The following is a 19,334-nucleotide window of genomic DNA, read 5'->3' as shown; positions in this document are numbered from 1 at the left end:
CGGTGTTGGCAGTCCTGATGACTGCTTTCGGCCAAGAGCAGACACTCGACGCATCCACTACACTGGAGGCGATTCAATCTGTGGCAAGAATCTCAAGACCACCAGGGTGGGAATGGATCAATGATCAACCAGATAGACATCGCAAACTTCGGTAGCTTTTGCGGGCTAGAGTGGAAGAAATCCGTTAAGGACAGCGGAAAAAACGTTAAGACCTTCCAGCGTCTCAATATCCTCTACGGACGCAACTACTCGGGCAAGACGACCCTTTCTCGTGTCTTTCGCGCATTGGAGACGCATAGACTTCCTTTGAACTATCTTGACTCGTCCTTCACCGTTACCGGAGACAAAGGGCTAGTCAACTGCTCGGACCTACTAACCCACCACTATGACGTGAGGGTCTACAACCGCGATTTTGTCACTGATAACCTCAGCTTTTTGGTCAATCAGGATGGCGGTGAGATCAAAACCTTCGCCATAGTCGGTGAGCGGAACAAGGAGATTGACGACGCTATCGCTTCCATCGAGACGAAGCTTGGTAGCGTTGAGGCCAAGACTGGCATCCGCTTTGACCTTGAAGCAATGAGAAAAGCGCGCGACCGGACCAAGACCGAACACAGTACTGCTATCACTGCACTGGAAAGCAAGCTGCGTTCGCATGCTGCTGAAAAGATCAAAAAGAACCTCCAGTACGGCGTTCCCGTGTACAACATCGACCACATCAGACGTGACATTGCAGCTTCTAGAAAAGTTGAATTCGTCCTGCCGACGCTTCAGGAGCAGGCTGGCAAGCTTGCACTGCTCAAGCAAGAAGCTTTGCCTGACATAACGGACACGATTGTTATTACCCTCAAGTTTGATTCCCTGAAAGGCCAAGTTGAGCCAATTCTGTCCAAAGTGATCACGCCGACCAGGCCCATTCAAGAACTAATTAACGACAGCGTATTACAACTGTGGGTCAAGCAAGGTATCGCACTTCACCGTGACAAACGCGAAATCTGTGCCTTCTGCCGACAGAGCTTGCCTCATGAAGTTTGGCAGACGTTAGACGAGCACTTCAGCAAGGAGTCCGGTGATCTTGAAACCGCTTTGGACAATGCCATTACCTCAATTAATGCCGAGATTGCCGCCGTCGGTGGGTTTGTCCCGCTGAGCAGTGATCAGTTTTACACGGAGGAACGTTCTGACTTTTACACGAGCAGCAAGGCGCTTGCCGATGCATTGGGCGTCTATAAGAACGATGTGGAAACACTCAAGAAGTCGCTGGAAACGCGAAAAAGCAATCTGTTCCGTGCCGTTGCATTTCCGCCGTCACTGCACGACCCCGATGAAATTCAGAAGCATGTGGATGCCATCAATAATTTGATTGCCAAAAGCAATGGGAAGACAAAGACCCTAGAAAAAGACAAGACTGCCGCCAGAGATGCGCTCCGCTTGGCTGACGTGTTTGCTTTTGCGGACGCTATTACCTATGAAACGGAATCTGCCCGCATAGCGACCCTCAAGACCAGCGCCGATACCGCAGGCACGGCATATACGGACGCAGAAAAGGAAATTCGTGACGCAGAGAAAGAAGTCCAAACCCTAAGAGCCAGACAGAAGGACGAGCGTAAAGGGGCCGGGCGAGTTAACTCACTGCTCAACAACTTCTTCGGTCACGACGGCCTCAAGCTTGAGCCTCGTGACGGTGCTGACAAGGTAACTGTCAAGTTCGAGATCACACGAGACGGCAAGGCCGCGTACAACTTAAGCGAGGGCGAATGCAGTTTGATTGCCTTCTGCTACTTTATTGCTAAATTAGACGATCCAGAAAGCAAAGATAAACAACTGATAATCTACATTGATGACCCAATATCAAGCCTTGATAGCAATCATATATTTTTTATGTTCAGCCTGATTGAGAGCTTGATCGCTAAGCCAATAAAACAGCCCGATGGTTCAAACGGTTATCGCTACCAGCAGCTTTTCATTTCAACACATAATTTGGATTTTCTGAAATACCTCAAGCGTCTATCCATTCCAACAAAGAAAATACCTGCGGGTGAAGGTAAGACCAAAAGTGTTTACGATCACGAGCATTTCATGATTGAGCGCAACGGAGCCGCAAGCAACATCTTACTTATGCCGTCTTACCTCAAAGATTACATCACTGAATTTCACTACCTGTTTCATCAGATCTATAAATGTAAAGACCAGTCTGCTGCACAGATTAGTCACGAACCTTTCTTTGGTTTCGGCAACAATTTGCGAAAATTTCTAGAAGCTTTTCTTTTCTTCAAGTACCCATATCATGATGACAGAAGTGACGCTTTTGAACGGATAAAAAAGTTCTTTGGAGAGGAGGATACGGCCATTGCTCTTGTTAATCGTCTTAACAATGAGTTTTCTCACCTAGAAGCTGTTCCAGACAGAAGCTTTAAGCCAGTAGAAATCCCTGAGATTGCTAAAGTAGCAAAATATGTATTGGATAAAATATATGCTTCCGATGCGGTCCAATATAATGCCCTATTAAAAAGCATTGGTGAGCCCGAACGAGTAGCTTGATGTGAGAGAATGCTAGACCATATACGATTTAGGGTGCAAAGCATATCTGAAATATTATAGCGTGGGCCGTGACTCGACCTAATTTTGTAGATTCCTTCGAGGGTCTGCTTTTGGCCCAGAGTGTGTAAAAACGTATTCGATTAGCAGCATCGTAAGGCGCTGGGTCAAACCACGTTCTGTGTAGATGCCCGACAGACCGAAAACCATCGAACGATGGGATCGTCTAAAACCAGTGCTCGTTCATTTTCGAAAGAAACTCTGGGTTAACCGGCGCGCTGGATGCTGAGCCGATGACCGCGTCAATCCCACACTTCGGACACAAAGCGGTGGTATCCAGATCGACCCACTCTGTGATTCCTGCGGACGAAAACACACTTAAGCAGTAAAAACAGCCACAACGATCACTTGCTTCAATTTGGGCTCGGTGATTTTTACAAAATCGGTGCGCTGAAATTACATCCATGGGTATGCCCTTCAACTTCAAATTCAGTAGCATATCGTGCTTACGTCAGAGTACGTGAAGACCCGGCTAACGTTGCTATGATTACCCAAAGTGTTAACGCAGGATTGCCCATGAAACGTTTCATTCAAGGTGAGCATCGCGGCCGAAGCACTTTGCTTCCCGAAAGCCTTGACGACTACGTCAGTGACACAAATCCGGTGCGAGTAGTCGACGTTTTCGTCGACGAACTCGACCTGGTCAATCTACGTTTTGAAGGCGTCATTCCAGCTGATACCGGCCGACCTGCTTACCACCCCGCAATCTTGCTGAAGATCTACATCTACGGCTATCTCAACCGCATTCAATCGAGCCGGCGTCTTGGACGAGAAGCCCAACGCAACGTCGAGTTGATGTGGCTGACAGGGCGTTTGATGCCCGATTTCAAGACCATCGCCAACTTCCGAAAAGACAACAGCAAGGCCATCCGAGGCGTCTGTCGCCAGTTCGTAGTGCTATGTCAGCAGTTGGGATTATTCGGTGAAAATCTGGTTGCCATTGATGGCAGCAAGTTTAAAGCCATCAACAGCCGCGACCGAAATTTCACCAGCGCCAAACTGAAGCGGCGCATGGAAGAAATCGAATCGAGCATCAACCGTTACCTAACGGCACTTGATAATGCGGATCGGCAAGAGCCCACATCCTCTGGAGCCAAGACGGTGCGGCTGGAAGAGAAAATCGCCAAGCTCAAAGTGCAAATGAAGCAGCTTCAGGCTGCTCGCACTGGTAGTAATCGCGGAGAAACCATGAGCAATGCTGAGGCCTGGCACTGGGCTGCAGTGCATTCGTGGGTTGCGCAGATGCCGAAACATCGCCGAGACAGGGTCTAGACTGTTAGCAAGCCACTCGCAGAGCGGCACGGTATTGTCCAGGTGCAGTAGTCGCACGCTTAGAGGATCAGCTCAAATCTCGCAGGGTGTTTCAATGCACCAACGGAGTAGGCCGGCGGGCTTTCAAGATTGCACTGAACAAGAATGAATAGTCAGCTGACCCCATTGGGACCCTCCAGCACCTGCCGTACCTTCTTCGCCAGGTCGGTGGGCACGTAGGGTTTGGATATCACATCAAACTCGTTGCCCCCGGCATCCGTACGCTCTAGCGAGTTCTCGGAATAACCAGTTGTCAGCAGCACCTTTAAGGTGGGGCAAAAGCGCTTGGCTTCCCGGGCCAGCATCACGCCGTTCATTCCACCAGGCATGATCAGGTCGGTAAAAAGCAGATCAAATTGTTCTCCTTTGAGAATGGCAAGTGCTTCCTGGCCGCTGTAGGCCAGTCCGCACGTATAGCCATATTCTTCCAAGACCATTCTGGCCAGTTCCGCGACGTCCGGACGGTCTTCCACAATCAAAACCCGTTCTCGGCCTGATTGCTCGACGATCGCCTCCATGACGGGCAGGGTGTAGAGCTGGCTGTCATCCGCGGGGAAATACATCCGAATGGTTGTGCCGATGCCCTCTTCGGAATAAATCCGGGCCGTTCCTCCGGATTGCTTCATAAATCCGTACACCATGGAAAGCCCTAATCCGGAGCCCTTTCCTTCATCTTTTGTGGTGAAGAAGGGGTCCATCACCCGGCTGACGATGGAAGCCGGCATACCAGCGCCGTTGTCAGTAATAGCCACGCTGACATAACGTCCAGGCATCAACCCGTCATATGACATTGAGGCGAGGTTCTGAATTTGTACGTTCTTGGTCTCCATGGTCAGGAGTCGCTGCTGTCGTGATTCCATGGCATCACGGGCATTGATGAATATATTCAGCAACGCGACCTCTGTTTGGGTCGTGTCCACCCTGCAATTCCATAGATCGCTTGCCAGAGCCAGCCTGATGTCGGTACTTATCAACGTGCGCTCGGCCATCTCCTGCGATGAGGTGATAATGGCATTCAGGTTCACCACACGGCCCTGAAGCTTCTGCTTGCGCGAAAAGGCGAGCAGCTGTTGAGTGAGCGTTTTCGCCCGTTCAGCAGCGTCTCGTGCGTTACCTGCGCTGCGCAGAATCCGCTGCTGATCGTAATGCGGTTTATCGGCGGTACGCTGGATCATGTCCAGATAGCCAATCATCACCTGCAGCAGATTGTTGAAGTCGTGTGCAATACCGCCCGTGAGCTGGCCCAGCGCTTCCATTTTCTGAGCCTGGCGCAACCCGTCCTCGGCATCACGCCGGCGGCTGACATCCAGCTGCGAGGCAAAAAAATAGATCAGCTCACCGGACTCGTTGTGCACCGGCGAAATAAAAAGCGCGTTCCAGAAGGCTGAACCGTCTTTCTTGTAGTTCACCAGCTCCACAGCCACTTCGACATTGGAAGCAATGGCCTCACGGACCTGCTTGACGGCAGCTGGATCGGTTTCGGGCCCCTGCAGAAATCGACAGTTAGAGCCCACGATTTCATCGCGGCTGTAACCGGTCATGTCGATGAATGCGTTGTTCGCGAAGATTATCGGGTTATCAGGCCGTTTGGGGTCTGTGACGATCATCGGCATGCGCGTGGTCTCCACGGCAGCGAAGAAGATGTTGTGATCTGATCCGCTGATGTCTCCGGTGGAGCTATCGTTTACACGTGTTGGGTGACTCGCCATCGCTGCTCCGGCCTGTATCAAACAGTACGCTATCTGTGAATAGTCTGTATATATGAACAGTCTTTAATGCTGTGGTGCAAGTTTTTGACAGATCGCGTGCAACTGATCGATTTCAAACGGTTTGGGTAACCAGTGCACGCGATGATCAGCCAGTGATTCAGCAGTGGAGTGGTAGCCGGAAGCGACGACAACGGGCGTCGAAGGCTGAAGCCGACGGACGCGCCTAACCAACTCAATGCCATCAATCTCTCCTGGCATCTGCAGATCCGTAATCAGTAGCCGCGGAGGATAGCCGCAGTTTTCGATAAATCTCCAGGCAGCATCGGCATTGCTGAAAGGCGTAGCCGTGTAGCCATACATTTCCAAAACGTCGATTACCAGATTCAGGATCAGACGCTCGTCTTCAACAACCAGGATGGAGTCCATTCGCAGTAGCTCTACAGAAGAGTGTTTCTGCTCCGACAGAATCTTCAGTGGTTGATTCCTAATAATCGAGTGGAATTTGCCGGCCGGTCAGTCCAGTGCTGCGGTTAAACTCATGGAGTTCCGACAGTCCGGATGCCTGTATAGAAAAAACGGTTACCGACTTATGCACGGCGGGTCAGTCAGTTAGGCTAAGGCATTTTCCGTTCAGTCTCTTTGCTATAGAGAGAAGCGCTATGGCCAACCGTCTGCTCAACTCAGCCTCCGATCCGCAGCGTCTCATTCGTGCTTTGAGGCTGAAGCAAGACCTACAGCAGGGACTGCTTACGTGTCTGGAGCAAATCTGGTCTGCGGACTCCATTATCGGTCTAAGTCAAGCTCATGGCCGCGCCCTCGGTGTCAGCACTGGTCTCGTTTAGCGCATGCTGTAACTCCGGAGCAGTTCAAGGTATTAGCTGAAGCCTACTCGCGAGCTTTCGACGTTCGTCTTGCAGTGTTCATGTACTAAAGCTCACGTCCGTCGCTGGGAGGTACTTGCGAACTTTATACTGTCTGAAAACAACTGCCTTTCAAGGTTTTTTTCAGGTTGTCGATAGCCTTGAATATCAACGCGAGCGGCCTTTATGTTCAATAACCGGTTAAAAAATAAAATCCAGCAATTGGAGAAACGGCTGGTGGCTCTGGAGCAGATAAAGGCCACTCTGGATCTCGAAACCGTGTCCGTTAGTTTGGACGCGGCAGGTGTCATCCTGCAGGTGAACGCCTTGTTCGAGAAAGAGTTGGGATTCACCAGGGCAGAACTGTCCGGCCGTACCCTCCGTGAACTCAGTCCCTCTGAACTGCATGGAGATGTACATCAGCGCCGGGCTCTCGACGCAATTGCCCAAGGCAAGCATTACAGCGGCACGTTGCGCCTTTGCAGCCGGGATGGTCGACATGTCTGGCTAAGGACAATGGTGATGCCGTTTACAGGTGCAAGTGGACGTGCCTAGCAGATCGTTTTGTATTCCAGTGTGCTGACAAGGACCATTGAAGCCTCAAGGGAGAATGAGGCGCTGGTGGGAGCAGTGATGCGCTCCACAGCTGTCATCGAGTTTTCCCTGGACGGAATCGTGGTGACGGCCAATCAGAATTTTCTGAGCGCTATGGGCTACACGCTTCCCCAAATCCAGGGCCAGCATCATCGGATCTTTTGTCTGCCGTCCGATGCTGAATCAGGAGAATATGAGCAGTTTTGGCATACCTTGCGACAGGGGGCGTATGTCACAGGAAGGTTTTGCCGAGTGGATAAACTTGGCAAAGAGGTATGGCTGGAGGCTTCCTACAATCCAATTGTGGACGCTAATGGCAAGCTCTACAAGATTGCCAAATTAGCCACCGTTATTACCGACCAGGTCACCCGTGAGCGTGCTGTCTCTGAAACAGCCAGCATGGCCCACGGCACCTCGGTTCAAACCAATGCCAGCGCACAGCAAGGCCGAGAAGTTATTCAGAATACCGTCACGACCCTCAATACTCTTTCGGCTTTGATGCAAGACGCTGCCCATGGCATTGAAGCATTGAATACCCAAAGCCAGGCAATCGGCACCATTGTCAAAACCATCGGCAGCATCGCGGACCAGACCAATCTGTTGGCCTTGAATGCAGCGATTGAAGCGGCACGCGCCGGGGAACAAGGCAGGGGTTTTGCTGTTGTCGCCGACGAGGTCAGAAATCTGGCCCTTCGAACCACAAAAGCAACTGGAGAAATCGTCGAGGTTGTGAAGAACAATGAGCTTTTGGCTTCCAACGCCGTGACGATGATTGGTAAAAGCAGGCAGCAGGCCAAGGCGGCATTGGATTTAGCAAGCGAGGCGGACGAGGTGATCAAGGACATTCAGCAAGGTGCCAACAGCGTTGTTGCCGCTGTAGAGCAGTTCTCCGGTCAAGCTCGCTAGTCTTGATTCTGCGATCGTGATCCTGCTCCCTGATGGAAATTCGGGGCTTCGCGCACATCTGGTAAATACCCTTGCGCAGCAACACGCGGTGTTCAGCAGCTCGCTTGCACGGCAGTCGCTCAGCGTAATCTTCCCTAGGCTCTTTAGGCAGTGAGATCGGGGGGCCGGTGGCAGGGATTCGCCTGTTCCCAAGGGCATCTTTCACTGCACGTTTTGGGGACGAAACTTTCTGGCTATTAGCGTTATCAAATAGCCACTATGGCTCTGAGCATTCGAGCGCTATGGATGCTGATAATCAGACGAGCCACATCTTAGCTGAGCTAAGCCGCAGTCTTGCCCTGCGCAATCAACGAGAGTCGAACATGTCCTACCAGATCAAACAGCCCATGGGCTTTCCAAGTCTCCCACCCAGCCACATCAACGCTCTGGAGCTCGCCCCGGAGCTGCACAGCATGGCAGATACTCTGCTGTACAAAATCCAGATGGCAGACTCGCTCGAGCAACTGAAGTGGACGCACGGTCGAGCGGATGGCTTTGCTTTGGGACTAAATGTGGCCGGGCGGTTAACCCTTTGGCAAGCCGACTATCTAGTAGCGTGTTATGCCGCTGCACGTGAAAAATGCGAGGTTCAGTTCAAAGCTAAAGCCGATGCTAACCAGCGTCAGGCTGCAGTTTTTTCTGGAGAGGCCGTGCCTAACGCCGCTATCTGAGAGGTGTAAGCCTCAAGCCCTCCACGGCCGTCTCCAACTTGGCTAGGGCTTCTTCGCATTCGTGAGCGCATCAGTACTTCTTACGAGCTTGAGGCCACTTCCTGGCTCAGAGATCCTTCTTGGCTTCCTTGTCTAAATGCTTGTCGGCCTTATGGCGTTCGTCATTGTCATGTTTCACGCCTTTATCAACCTCACTGGCGTCGTTCTTGACGCCTTTATCGACTTCCCCAGCGTCGTGGTCGACGCCTTTGTCCAGCTCTCGGTTGTCATGGCGAATACCTTTGGTCACATCGTCTTCGGCAGATGCAAATGGGATAAGAGAGCCGGTTAGTAGAAAGGCGATCATGGCAGATGAAACGAGCTTGCGCATGGTGAAACTCCTGAGTGAAAGGCGAGGTTTCCAAAACCTCATCGCTTTGAGGCTAGACGATTGTGCTAAAACGAAAGGTCTTTAGTTCGTCAGGCACTTCAACCCGTTGGCACTGATCACGACAAACTGCTCAGTCCCAGCGGGAAAGCTGTCCATGTTGTGAATCTCTTAAAAATGGCTGTTTGGCACTGCCGGTGAAGGGGATTTTGAAATAAAGTCTGGATAAGAGGCCAAGGCTATACGCGAAAACGACGGGTTTGTTCGTTGAGTCCGAACGCCAGTTCCGACAATTGCTGGCTGGCCGCTCGCGTCTGTTCAGCCCCGGCTGCCGCCTGGACCGAGAGACCACGAATTCTAACCAGGTTGCGGTCAACCTCGCGGGCCACCTGAGCCTGCTTTTCGGCCGCGCTGGCGATCACCAGGTTTCGGTCGTCAATACCTGACAAAGACTGGGCAATGGCGGCCAGAGCAAGGCGTTTGTGCAAGTAGAGAGATGCAGCGCGAGGGTTGTACGATAGATGGAGATCAGCCGTCGTAAGGATCCCCTTTGTTGGATCAGGCTAATGGGCCCAACAGACCGAGAGCAACAGCAACTCCACCGAGGTGCTCAAGTAACCGTCGCATTTTCGCGAATGTCCACACCTAGACGACAAGCTGATCCACGAAATCGTCTAGAGGGTTAGCTTCCACCAGCAAACCTCGAGAAATCACCGCTGGGCAGATTCTGGTGGCTCAACGTTCGCGGCAAGGTAGAATGGTGGCTTATAGCCATCACCAAGGCTTCACTAGTGCAAGCTGTGGAATCCCTATGTTAGACGCTAGCCAGATTGACCGAGAACTCGAGAAAAAACCCAGCGCTGTACGCTTCTCCGATCAATTGGAACTACGTTATCAGAGCGATATCCATGCTACCCGCCGGCGCCACCTGATCTTATGCTTGATCTTGGGAGGATTCACATTCAGTAGTTTTTCACTATGGACAGCTGTCATAAATCCAAAGGAACTGGTATCAGCAATTTTGCAGATGGTCGGAACATGTGTACCTAGCACTCTAATGGGGGTGTTGCTTCTAAAGAAATTATCTGAGCGCTGGAGAGAGTACGCCTCCATGTTGCCGTCATACACAGGATTTATAGTTGCCTACAACGTAGTGGTCAATGGTGAACAGCCTGCTTCGGGCGAGCAGTCACTGTTTATGTTCTGCTGGCCGCTGATGCTTATGTATGTTAATACGTGCATGAAAAGCCCTTTCAATGTGGCCTTAGTCTATAACATATTTTGCTTGATCATCACGGCTTGGGGAGTGCATACAGCCCCGATTTCCCTGAGTGCCGGGGGCCTGATAATGACCGCTATAGGCTCTTCATCTTTTTTCTCATTGCTTGGTAACTACTGGTCCAACGCCGAAGCCAGACGACGTTATCTTTATTGGCTCCGTGAGGAAACCAGAGCCTCTAGTCTCACCGATGCCAACAGTGACTTGCAACGTCTTTCAGAGACCGACTCGCTGACAGGACTGGCTAACCGTAGGCACATACAACCGCAACTGGACGCAATTACGACAAACCATTTGAATCGACAGTCCGAGGGTGCAGTATTATTGATCGATATAGACCATTTTAAACGCTATAACGATCATTATGGACATCTCCTTGGCGATGAGTGCCTGAGAGTTGTTGCCACTGCTCTAGGCAGTTGCTTCATATCGCCCTGTACCGTAGCACGATTCGGCGGAGAAGAGTTTATTGCCGTTTTGCCAGATACCTCTCATGATGAGGCCCGTAGGATCGCTCACCATGTACTGCAGACCATACGTGAACTAAACATCGCCCACCTCGGACGTACAGACGGCATCTCCATTATCACTGTCAGCATCGGATTAGCGCACAGTGCGAGTATCGAGCTAACCGATAGCTCCTCACTCCTGGATCAGGCTGACAAAGCGCTGTATCGAGCTAAAAGAGGTGGCCGTAACCGTTTGGAGGACACGGGATTTATATTTTCACAGAACGATGAATCGCTTCTGACCCCGGAGGATATCCGAGAGGCTTTAGCAACAGACCAATTCTGTTTGTACTTCCAACCGCTGTATCAGCTCGAACCTTATCAGCTCACTGGATACGAAAGCCTTATTCGCTGGCAGCATCCCAAGCTCGGAAATGTTCCGCCTGATCTATTCATCGCAATGGCAGAGCGTAGCGGATTGATTCATGCTGTAGGTGACTGGGTTCTGGATAAAGCCTGTGAGCACGCCAGCCGGTGGCACGACGCTGTGAGCATATCGGTAAACCTTTCACCTATACAGCTTGCCAACCCTGATTTTCCAATGAAAGTGGCGGGTGCATTACTCAAGCAGGGTCTTGCAGGGCATCGCCTCATATTGGAAATAACCGAAGGAGTGCCTTTGCGCATAGATGATCAACTATTGAAAACAGTTTCAGGCCTCAGCAACTTGGGCGTGCGACTGGCTCTGGATGACTTCGGTCAAGGTCATGCCAACCTGGCTTATCTCCTGAAGCTTCCATTCCATTCTTTGAAGGTTGACCGTCAGGTATTGAGAATCGAAGACAAATCCCAGCGCGAGCAGGTGTTGATGGCTCTTTTGAAATTAGGGCATGCTTTTGGTCTCAAGGTGCTGGCTGAAGGCGTTGAGACCGCCCAGGATCTCGAATTACTGCGTGATATAGGCTATGACTACGCTCAAGGCTATTATCTTGGACGTCCTCAACCCAATACATTTTCATGTAACACGTTGCCGCCCACCCAAACCCTGGACCCCTACTGTCATCTTCATATAGTTTCGGGCAACTGACTGGACTTGCTCTTACAAAACCGGAAACCAACTACCCATTAACTTGAATGGTCCTAGACGCTTCTTCGCAGCGCAGCCCGTAATAAAGATGTACAGCTAATATCGCCCGACTCGCGCAGTGTTGGATTCAGCTTCCTGCCGCTGATCCGGATGACTGCTGCTTGCTTTGAACACTACGTGTTTTCCTCGGACAAAGCGTAGGAGCGGCTTGTGCAGCGCCTGCCACCACATTCGTCGAGATAGCTGCACCCATCGAGGATTCACCATGCGTTCGTCCCACCCAATACGTTGTGCATTGGTTGCTACCGTAACTGCCGTCAGCTTGGCAACCTTGGCCGGTTGCGCTCGCGATCCGGAAAAACCTACCTTGTCGGAATTAGCTGTCAGCTCGACCAAAAGCATGTTCCGCACTGACAGCGACATGCAGAAAGTGCTTAACGCCCAAGCGGCGTTCGATCCTAAAGCTATTGAAAAAACCACGCCGGAGGAAGCCCGTAAACAGCCTACTGTGGCTGATGGCGTAAAGCGGGTACTGGCCGACCAGAAGCGTGACAGCAGCCCCACAGCACTGGTCCCGGGCGTGGCAACCCATGAGATCACGGTAGCCGGTGCTGCAGGGAACTTGCCAGCAACCGTCTATACCCCTGCTGGTAACGGACCATTCCCGGTAGTGCTGTATTTCCACGGCGGCGGTTGGGTGATCGCGGACCGCACCGTGTATGACGGTGGCGCCCGCGGCCTGGCCAAGCAGGCCAATGCTATCGTGGTGTCAGTGGACTACCGTCGCGCGCCTGAATATAAATTCCCGGCAGCGCATCTAGACGCTGTTGCTGCCTACCGCTGGCTCACTACCAACGCTGCTAGCATTGGCGGAGACCCTAAACGCCTAGCGTTGGCCGGCGAAAGCGCCGGCGGCAATCTGGCGCTCGCCACTGCTGTGGCAGCACGCGATCAGGGCCTGACCTCGCCTAAGAGTGTGATTGCTGTGTACCCAGTGGGGCAGACCACGACCAACACCGAGTCGTACTTGAAGTACGCTGACGCCAAGCCACTCAATCGCCCCATGATGCTTTGGTTCGTGGCCAATGTGACCAAAAGCTCTGCCGATCTGAAGGATCCACGTCTGGATCTTGTGCACGCCAACCTTCACGGTCTGCCGCCAGTGACTCTGATCAATGCCGAGATCGACCCGCTGCGTGATGACGGTGCGCAACTGGAGCAGGCGTTGCGAAACCAGGGCGTAAGCGTGGAGCGCAAGCTGTATGACGGCGTGACCCACGAGTTTTTCGGCACCGCTGCGGTGGTGGAAAAGGCTCAGGAAGCACAGGCCTATGCCGGCGCTCGCCTGAAGGCAGCATTCTAACCAGCCCTCTGGCTGCTGCGATGTCAAACCGTAGCAGTCAGCACCTTGGCTTACAGCTGGGTAAGATCGTAGCTACCATATGAGTCGCCTCCGGTTTCATAGACACCTCCAAGCCTCATCATGAGGCCCAAACAGGAGGTGCGATGAACTGGCGCTCGAAGGCTACCTGACGGGGCAGTTGAACAGCCCCAACCTGGTGTTCACGGCCCCCACCGTCGAAGGAACGGCCGGCAGGGACGTGATCATAGGGACCGCTACGTCGGAAGTCATTTACGGCTTGGCCGGCAAGGACCATATCGACGGCGGCATAGGCTCGGATCTGATCATCGGAGGCACAGGTGCTCACCTGTTGATCGCCGGCGGCGACCCCAATCTCTCGGTCTATCGCCGCAATGGCACCAACGACGCTGACGTGTTCCGCTACACGGCGGCGACTGACAGCTACCGGAGAGCCAGAGCTTTGTGGATCTGATTGCCCGGTTCGCCGACAACGATGACAAGGCCGAAGCTGGCAATCACTCTTGCGGGATTGTGGGAGGCCGGGGAGGGGTACCCAAGGTGTCGCTCCTCTTGCTGGCCGCTGTAATCCAGGGCTCAAGTGTCCTTGGATTACAGCGATTACTCGGACATGGGAAAATGCTGGGGTCAGACGCGTTCAGTAGCAAATGTCTACTTTTTCTTTTTGTCTGGGGTTTGAGTCAGTGCCGAACCAGCGACTGATTTTTCTGCAGCAGAAGATTTATCGTCCTTCAATTGCTTACCTGCTTTTGACGCTACGCCTTTGCTGGTTTTTTCATTGCTAGCCATATTGAGCCTCCAGTAGGTGTGCCGGTGATGGCACTGTTTCTCTTCTAATGTATAGCTGAGCGGCTGGCTTTGGGCGAATCATAAACAGGACTTTTTGGAAACTGCTTACATCAGCAGGTGCTGGCACCACTGTTTTCCTCTATTAGTAGTTAGCCTTTTTAGAGTCGGTAATCCGGTCATTCCTCCGTCGGTTCTACCGGCAATCGTAGATTCGCGCCGTGGTGATATTGGCAAGGGGCAAACTGCGTAGCAAATGCACAAGGATACTGATGCACCTACGATCATCCTTGGCTTGATATCGTGCAGCAGCCCCGGCTGGTGGCTGCTTACGGTCGAAAGCGGTCGGTCATGGGTGACCGCTTTCGCCCCACAGCTGCCGTTCAGCACGCACACCGTAGCGGTTGCGTAAGCTAAAGTTGCGTGCTGATAGCTCAGTTGCTCAGGCAGCGTTAGCCCACGTGGTCAATGTCAATAGTGGCGTGGCCAATGAGGACCACCTCTGCCTTATCAGCAACCACCAAATCGGCATTGGTGATCAACTGCGTGTAGTCGAATCCGGCTAGCGTGACCTGGAAAGCGTGCCCATCGGCCCCCGCTTCGCTGCTGCGCAGGTAGGTACGATCAGTGTTTTCATCGTAGGTCATGCGCAAGGTACCGTCACGGCCGTCTCCCAAACCGGTCACGCCGAGCGCGGCGACGTCGAGCTTGTCCTGGCCCCAGATGAAGTCAGTGATCAGGTCGCTGCTACCGGCATAGCTGTCGGCGCTGCTCGTGAACACGAACCGGTCGTTGCCTGTACCGCCAGTGAGCTTGTCCGCGCCTAACCCACCGGTCAGCACATCGTCGCCGGCGTTACCCTCCAGCGTGTCGTTTCCGGCGCCGCCGGCCAGCGTGTCGTTTCCCCAGTAGCCATACAGGATGTTCGCCTTGTCGTCGCCGGCCAGATTCACGGGTGTGATCGGCTGCGGGGTGGTCACGGTGGTCGCGTCACTGGGCGGGGCGAACAGCACGGTGCTGGCATTGAGCTCACTGACGTGGTTCCCGCTGAGCAGAACTTCGAAGCGGTTGCCGTTGGCATCGGGCTCCAGCGATTTAAGCGCGGTGGTATCGCCGGCCAAGTTGAGGACCACCTTCAGCGTACCATTGTAGCCGTTGCCCAGCCCGGTGAAGCTCAACGCTGACACGTCGATCATGTCATGGCCGCTGCCACTGAAGTCGGTGATTAGGTCGCGGCTGCTGTAGCTACCACTGGCATCATTACGGTAGCTGTCGCTGAGCCGGGTATACACGAAATTGTCGGCACCTGCTCCGCCGCTCAGGGTATCGCCGCCGGCGCCGCCGAATAGCCGGTCATTGCCCGCACTTGCTTCGACGGTATCGCGGCCAGTGCCGGCCTTCAGGGATTCGCTGGCGTGTGTGCCTTCGAGCAGATCGTTGTGCGAAGTGCCGTTGATCAGCGGCTGGAAGTTGGCATCGGTAATAAGGCCGCTATTGGCCAGAAACTGCACGGCAAAATGTTTGCCATTACCGTCTCGCTCGTAGCTTTCCAAAATGTAAATGCCGCGCAGAGGCTCGCTACTGATGTGCAAGGTATCGCCATAACCATTGCCTAAATGGCTATAGCCCAGAGCCGACACGTCGAGGATATCGTGGGCGGGATCGAAATAGTTGATGGTGTCGGTATACTCGCCTCCGTCCTTGATATAGCTGTCGCCGAGGCGGTCGAAGCGGAATACATCATTACCGGCGCCGCCGTCCATACCGTCGTATCCGGCACTGGAGACCATCACATCGTTGCCCCCCCCGCTGACTAGCTGGTCATTGCCCTCGGCGGCTTCGCATACGTGCAGCTAGGGAAGCTGCGTGGCACCGAGCAGGACATCGAAAAGAACTGGCTGATCAGCGTGCAGACCGCCGACGACATCCAGATCGCCCTGCTCGGCGCGCGCCTAGAGAGCATCCGTCTTCTGGCGACTTCGAATCCCCAAGAGCAAGCGACCGCCGTGCAGCACCTGGAAGACGCTAAGCGCATGCTCAACGAGCGCACCGACTTCTACCGCAATAACCTCATTTCCGACCCAGAAGAAGGGGCCAAATTCGAGGCCGCAGCGGCGCTGATGAAGACCTATCTTGATGGACTGCAACGCGTCGTCGATCTTGACGCTACCCAGCATGAGCAGGCCGTGACATTCGCCAACACTGAACAACGCGACCGTGCCGCAGCGTACCAGGTCAAACTCAATGAGTTGCGCCAGCACAATACCGACGGCGCTGCAGCAGCAGGCGTGACCGCCACTGAGGTGTATGCCCACAGCATCACCATCGTCGATAGTGTGGTACTCGCCGCGCTGGTGCTGACGCTGGTGCTCGCCACCCTGCTGACTCGCAGCATTGTCCAGCCTATGAGCGCCTCGCTGAAAATGGCCGAGGAAATCGCCGACGGCGACCTGCGTCTTATCCTGGAGGTTAAGGGTAATGACGAATCTGCGCGGTTGATGCGCGCGCTAAACACCATGCAAGGCAACCTGCGAAGCACCATAGAGCAGATCTCCGATGCTTCCGCACAGCTCAGTTCCGCCGCAGTAGAGATGACTTCCATCACCGAGAGCGCCAGCCTCACCCTGCAGCAGCAGAACAGTGAGATCGAGCAGGCCGCCACGGCGGTAAACCAGATGAGCGCCGCCGTCGATGAGGTCGCGCTTAACGCTAACTCCACCTCCGAAGCGGCCAAGGACTCCACACGCGCTGCCGCCACCGGTAACCAGAAAGTCGGCGAAACCCTACATGCCATGCGCAGCCTAACGGACCGCGTGGAAATGACCTCTGAACAGGTGCAGGGCCTCGCTGGTCAGGCGCAGGACATCAGCAAGGTGCTGAGCGTGATCCGTGCCATTGCAGAACAGACCAACCTGCTGGCCTTGAACGCCGCGATCGAAGCGGCCCGCGCTGGTGAGCAAGGCCGAGGCTTCGCCGTGGTGGCTGATGAGGTTCGGGCACTGGCTCATCGCACACAAACCTCAACTCTGGAAATCGAACAGATGATTTCAAGTATCCAAGCAGGCACGTCACTGGTTGTGGATTCGATGAGCAGCAGCACCATCGAGGCACACAACACGCAGCGCACTGCCGACGAAGCCGGGATGTCACTGAAAGTCATCGCCGACTCGGTGCAACTGATCAACGACCGCAATCAGCAGATCGCCGCTGCCGCGGAAGAGCAGGCTCATGTAGCTCGCGAAGTAGACCGCGCGCTCGTGAGCATTCGCAACTTGGCGCTGCAGAGCAGCGAAGGCACGCAGCAAACCCTGGCCGCCAGCAATGAGCTTTCGCAGTTAGCGGTGAACTTGAATCAGATGGTAGCGCGCTTCAAGACCTGAAATTAGCGTTTAATCTAGTATGGAAAATTGACCGATCAACGATCGGAACTTCATTCCTAGAGGCGCTGACAATGTGGTCGCTTTTCGAGTTAGCTCCGATCTTTCGCCAAGGCCAGAGGCTCCAAAGAAACCCAAGTTGACGATCGTCCGGCAGTCGCCGAGCATGAAAGAATGTGCGTGCTGGGCTTATAGACAGGGAAGTATCGAATCGCGAAATGCCACGCCTCAATCGGCCTCAAGCATCGTCACAGACGGCTGCGGGTCGAAAGCAGTGATCCACGGCCGACCGCTATCGATCCAAAGCGTCGCTCAGCCCTTCGGCATCTTGCTGCGTCTTGACTGCGTGTAACGGATGAAAAGTTAAATAGGCCCCCGGACTTTCCCACCGTCCGGGGGCCTTTTTCATGCCTTTCGGACACCGATTTACGGTAAACGGGAAACCGATTTAGGCTAAGTCGGTTTCGGGTGCAAGCCTGCCCCCCATCAGCAAAGGACAAAGGATGAACACAGATCTGTATGAAGTCAGTCTCTCTGGTGACCACCCTGGTTATCAGAGCGTGAGTCTGCGGTGCCGCCCAGGCTACGATAACCATGTGGTTGTCATGGTTGATGTACAAAAGTTGATTCACTATTCGGATCAGCACGAACACCAAAGCTTTGTCGTCTCACCTGTAGAGGAATGGGACCAAGATAAACGCCAAGGCATCTTTGAATTTCTGGCACCACCTAGTCCGAAGGAGCGGCACGTCGAAATGCCGATCGTTTCTTTCAACGAGGTTAAAGAAGAGTCCAAACAGCCTATCTTGAAAATATTGGGTCGTAGGTCTGAGCGCGTGTCGCGCTGGGTCGGCTACACCAATGGTCGTCATCGCACGCGCTATCTTCACTTCGCGGGTGCGCAAGAAATGCCGGTCATGTGTCACAAGGACCAGGTGGCACTTCTTGAGCAATATTGCGGCGTTTAGCTGCTGCTTAGCGCATACGTAATCATTTTCCGTGAACACCGCGCCGGGCCTGCCTGTAAGCTATTCAGGAGGCCTGCTGGCTACTCTCTCCAGATTCATCGCGATTCCCGCGGCATCCTGACAGAGAGCCCGTATGACTCCCCGCCATGCCACTTCGCTACGCCCTGGGCAATTCAAACACCTTATTCGCGTTGCATCCGTCACTGGCGGTCTGGCGACGACTATAACGGGGCGAAAGCGTGGGTCGCTGTTGACCCCGATCAGGACTAGGAAAAGCCATGGGCATTATCAAGATCGAGCAGGACAACCCCAAAACCGTGATGCGCATTCGTGACAGGATTTCCGCCGTCAGCGATGCGCCCAGCGATCTTTTGGTGAGTTACTACCATGCTTTGGCCCTAGGCTGGATTATGGCCTTGGGCCTAGAAAACGTGATCAGCCCAAGCATGAGAAACACCTTGGAGACCGAGCTGAAACAGACACATCAGGCTAGGCAGACTCAGGTCCAGCCGATCAGGCCGAGTATCTAGGAAAAGGGTGGCGGCGCAGTAACAGTAGCCTCCCTGTTTTTCTGAATGAATACCTTACGTGGCATGTCTCATGCGCTGACGGCTCCATTCCGGCGCCGGCATTGCCAGGACTCCCCACATGACTTCACCTCTTAACGTCGTCGCGATCATGAAAGCCAAGCCAGGCAAGGAAGCGCAACTGAAAAACCTACTGCAATCCGCCCTGCCGCAATTCCAGCACGAGCCTGGGTGCCAGGCCTATGCGCTGTTGACGGATCTCGAAGACCCCACCCGCTTTGTTTCCTACGAAAGCTGGGACGATGAAGCGGCATTGCAAGCGCACATGAAGGCCCCGACCCTGACAAACGCTATGCCGGTTCTGGAAAATATCCTAGCCGAGCCCATGCAGCAGATTCGCCTTAATCAATTGCCGGGCAGCACCG

At 53.6% G+C, this 19,334-nt stretch carries 17 protein-coding genes and 2 pseudogenes; 13 read left to right on the top strand and 6 right to left on the bottom strand.

From position 1 onward, the window contains the following. Positions 1–120: 120 nt before the first annotated feature. The gene (locus SLW74_RS18560) at positions 121–2,541 is read left to right on the top strand and encodes an AAA family ATPase (protein ID WP_346631403.1); all 2,421 of its coding nucleotides are present in this window, start codon (positions 121–123) and stop codon (positions 2,539–2,541) included. 573 nt (positions 2,542–3,114) lie between these two features. Further along, complete coding sequence (locus tag SLW74_RS18555; protein ID WP_410929733.1) at positions 3,115–3,870, top strand: DUF6555 family protein; 756 nt, start codon at positions 3,115–3,117, stop codon at positions 3,868–3,870. A 152-nt stretch (positions 3,871–4,022) separates the two neighbouring features. Here the strand turns inward: SLW74_RS18555 and SLW74_RS18550 are convergent, their stop codons facing one another. Together SLW74_RS18550 and SLW74_RS18545 are read right to left on the bottom strand one after the other, a co-directional pair. After that, positions 4,023–5,618 (bottom strand): histidine kinase famiy protein, encoded by a 1,596-nt coding sequence (locus tag SLW74_RS18550; RefSeq protein WP_346631402.1) that lies wholly within the window; start codon positions 5,616–5,618, stop codon positions 4,023–4,025. A 63-nt stretch (positions 5,619–5,681) separates the two neighbouring features. Further along, positions 5,682–6,044, bottom strand: a complete 363-nt coding sequence (locus SLW74_RS18545) for a response regulator (protein ID WP_133777124.1) — start codon at positions 6,042–6,044, stop codon at positions 5,682–5,684. 620 nt (positions 6,045–6,664) lie between these two features. Between SLW74_RS18545 and SLW74_RS18540 the strand changes: the two genes are divergently transcribed. The 4 genes and pseudogenes from SLW74_RS18540 (at position 6,665) to SLW74_RS18525 (ending at position 8,688) form a co-directional block, all read left to right on the top strand. Continuing rightward, positions 6,665–7,033: a PAS domain S-box protein gene (locus SLW74_RS18540; protein ID WP_410929732.1), complete on the top strand. Its 369-nt coding sequence runs from the start codon at positions 6,665–6,667 to the stop codon at positions 7,031–7,033. Between the two features lie 78 nt (positions 7,034–7,111). Then, positions 7,112–7,441 (top strand): annotated as a pseudogene (locus SLW74_RS18535) (PAS domain-containing protein); the annotation flags it as partial. A gap of 30 nt (positions 7,442–7,471) precedes the next feature. Beyond that, a complete protein-coding gene (locus tag SLW74_RS18530) occupies positions 7,472–7,978 on the top strand; it encodes a methyl-accepting chemotaxis protein (RefSeq protein WP_410929790.1) in 507 nt (168 codons plus the stop codon). Between the two features lie 362 nt (positions 7,979–8,340). Next, entirely contained in the window at positions 8,341–8,688 is a 348-nt protein-coding gene (locus SLW74_RS18525; RefSeq protein WP_346631401.1) for a hypothetical protein, read from the top strand. A gap of 106 nt (positions 8,689–8,794) precedes the next feature. Here the strand turns inward: SLW74_RS18525 and SLW74_RS18520 are convergent, their stop codons facing one another. Further along, positions 8,795–9,058 (bottom strand): hypothetical protein, encoded by a 264-nt coding sequence (locus SLW74_RS18520; protein WP_346631400.1) that lies wholly within the window; start codon positions 9,056–9,058, stop codon positions 8,795–8,797. A 236-nt stretch (positions 9,059–9,294) separates the two neighbouring features. Beyond that, a pseudogene (locus SLW74_RS18515) lies at positions 9,295–9,528 on the bottom strand (methyl-accepting chemotaxis protein); the annotation flags it as partial. A 338-nt stretch (positions 9,529–9,866) separates the two neighbouring features. On the opposite strand from SLW74_RS18515, the gene SLW74_RS18510 reads away from it, so the two are divergent. The 3 genes from SLW74_RS18510 to SLW74_RS18500 all read left to right on the top strand — a co-directional run bounded on the left by SLW74_RS18510 (position 9,867) and on the right by SLW74_RS18500 (position 13,705). After that, positions 9,867–11,870 (top strand): putative bifunctional diguanylate cyclase/phosphodiesterase, encoded by a 2,004-nt coding sequence (locus SLW74_RS18510; RefSeq protein WP_410929731.1) that lies wholly within the window; start codon positions 9,867–9,869, stop codon positions 11,868–11,870. 367 nt (positions 11,871–12,237) lie between these two features. Continuing rightward, positions 12,238–13,233 (top strand): alpha/beta hydrolase, encoded by a 996-nt coding sequence (locus tag SLW74_RS18505; protein ID WP_369305662.1) that lies wholly within the window; start codon positions 12,238–12,240, stop codon positions 13,231–13,233. A gap of 178 nt (positions 13,234–13,411) precedes the next feature. Next, the gene (locus SLW74_RS18500) at positions 13,412–13,705 is read left to right on the top strand and encodes a hypothetical protein (RefSeq protein WP_244656991.1); all 294 of its coding nucleotides are present in this window, start codon (positions 13,412–13,414) and stop codon (positions 13,703–13,705) included. Between the two features lie 197 nt (positions 13,706–13,902). On the opposite strand, the gene SLW74_RS18495 is transcribed toward SLW74_RS18500, so the two are convergent. Both SLW74_RS18495 and SLW74_RS18490 read right to left on the bottom strand, forming a co-directional pair. Then, positions 13,903–14,040: a hypothetical protein gene (locus SLW74_RS18495; protein ID WP_166650636.1), complete on the bottom strand. Its 138-nt coding sequence runs from the start codon at positions 14,038–14,040 to the stop codon at positions 13,903–13,905. A gap of 449 nt (positions 14,041–14,489) precedes the next feature. Then, positions 14,490–15,800 carry a M10 family metallopeptidase C-terminal domain-containing protein gene (locus SLW74_RS18490; protein WP_410929789.1) on the bottom strand — a complete coding sequence of 437 codons (1,311 nt, stop codon included), beginning with the start codon at positions 15,798–15,800 and terminating at the stop codon, positions 14,490–14,492. Between the two features lie 84 nt (positions 15,801–15,884). On the opposite strand from SLW74_RS18490, the gene SLW74_RS18485 reads away from it, so the two are divergent. The 4 genes from SLW74_RS18485 to SLW74_RS18470 all read left to right on the top strand — a co-directional run. Further along, positions 15,885–17,417, top strand: coding sequence for a methyl-accepting chemotaxis protein (locus SLW74_RS18485; protein ID WP_410929730.1), 1,533 nt, complete (start codon positions 15,885–15,887; stop codon positions 17,415–17,417). 500 nt (positions 17,418–17,917) lie between these two features. Further along, positions 17,918–18,382, top strand: a complete 465-nt coding sequence (locus tag SLW74_RS18480; RefSeq protein ID WP_410929729.1) for a plasmid fertility inhibition factor family protein — start codon at positions 17,918–17,920, stop codon at positions 18,380–18,382. A 278-nt stretch (positions 18,383–18,660) separates the two neighbouring features. After that, positions 18,661–18,912 (top strand): hypothetical protein, encoded by a 252-nt coding sequence (locus tag SLW74_RS18475; protein WP_192174986.1) that lies wholly within the window; start codon positions 18,661–18,663, stop codon positions 18,910–18,912. Between the two features lie 118 nt (positions 18,913–19,030). Then, positions 19,031–19,334: putative quinol monooxygenase (locus tag SLW74_RS18470; RefSeq protein WP_410929728.1), on the top strand; the 304-nt coding region annotated here is incomplete at its 3' end.

This window comes from Pseudomonas sp. W5-36, assembly GCF_046540455.1.
Classification (GTDB): domain Bacteria; phylum Pseudomonadota; class Gammaproteobacteria; order Pseudomonadales; family Pseudomonadaceae; genus Aquipseudomonas; species Aquipseudomonas graminis_B.
This window is presented reverse-complemented; position numbering and strand designations above follow the sequence as displayed.

Bases quoted from the DNA above. Each gene is read 5' to 3' on its own strand.
- SLW74_RS18545 (WP_133777124.1), bottom strand. From the start codon at position 6,044: ATGGACTCCATCCTGGTTGTTGAAGACGAGCGTCTGATCCTGAATCTG.
- SLW74_RS18495 (WP_166650636.1), bottom strand. From the start codon at position 14,040: ATGGCTAGCAATGAAAAAACCAGCAAAGGCGTAGCGTCAAAAGCAGGT.
- SLW74_RS18480 (WP_410929729.1), top strand. From the start codon at position 17,918: ATGAACACAGATCTGTATGAAGTCAGTCTCTCTGGTGACCACCCTGGT.
- SLW74_RS18525 (WP_346631401.1), top strand. From the start codon at position 8,341: ATGTCCTACCAGATCAAACAGCCCATGGGCTTTCCAAGTCTCCCACCC.
- SLW74_RS18540 (WP_410929732.1), top strand. From the start codon at position 6,665: ATGTTCAATAACCGGTTAAAAAATAAAATCCAGCAATTGGAGAAACGG.
- SLW74_RS18550 (WP_346631402.1), bottom strand. From the start codon at position 5,618: ATGGCGAGTCACCCAACACGTGTAAACGATAGCTCCACCGGAGACATC.
- SLW74_RS18520 (WP_346631400.1), bottom strand. From the start codon at position 9,058: ATGCGCAAGCTCGTTTCATCTGCCATGATCGCCTTTCTACTAACCGGC.
- SLW74_RS18510 (WP_410929731.1), top strand. From the start codon at position 9,867: ATGTTAGACGCTAGCCAGATTGACCGAGAACTCGAGAAAAAACCCAGC.
- SLW74_RS18530 (WP_410929790.1), top strand. From the start codon at position 7,472: ATGGCCCACGGCACCTCGGTTCAAACCAATGCCAGCGCACAGCAAGGC.
- SLW74_RS18490 (WP_410929789.1), bottom strand. From the start codon at position 15,800: ATGGACGGCGGCGCCGGTAATGATGTATTCCGCTTCGACCGCCTCGGC.
- SLW74_RS18555 (WP_410929733.1), top strand. From the start codon at position 3,115: ATGAAACGTTTCATTCAAGGTGAGCATCGCGGCCGAAGCACTTTGCTT.
- SLW74_RS18560 (WP_346631403.1), top strand. From the start codon at position 121: ATGATCAACCAGATAGACATCGCAAACTTCGGTAGCTTTTGCGGGCTA.
- SLW74_RS18475 (WP_192174986.1), top strand. From the start codon at position 18,661: ATGGGCATTATCAAGATCGAGCAGGACAACCCCAAAACCGTGATGCGC.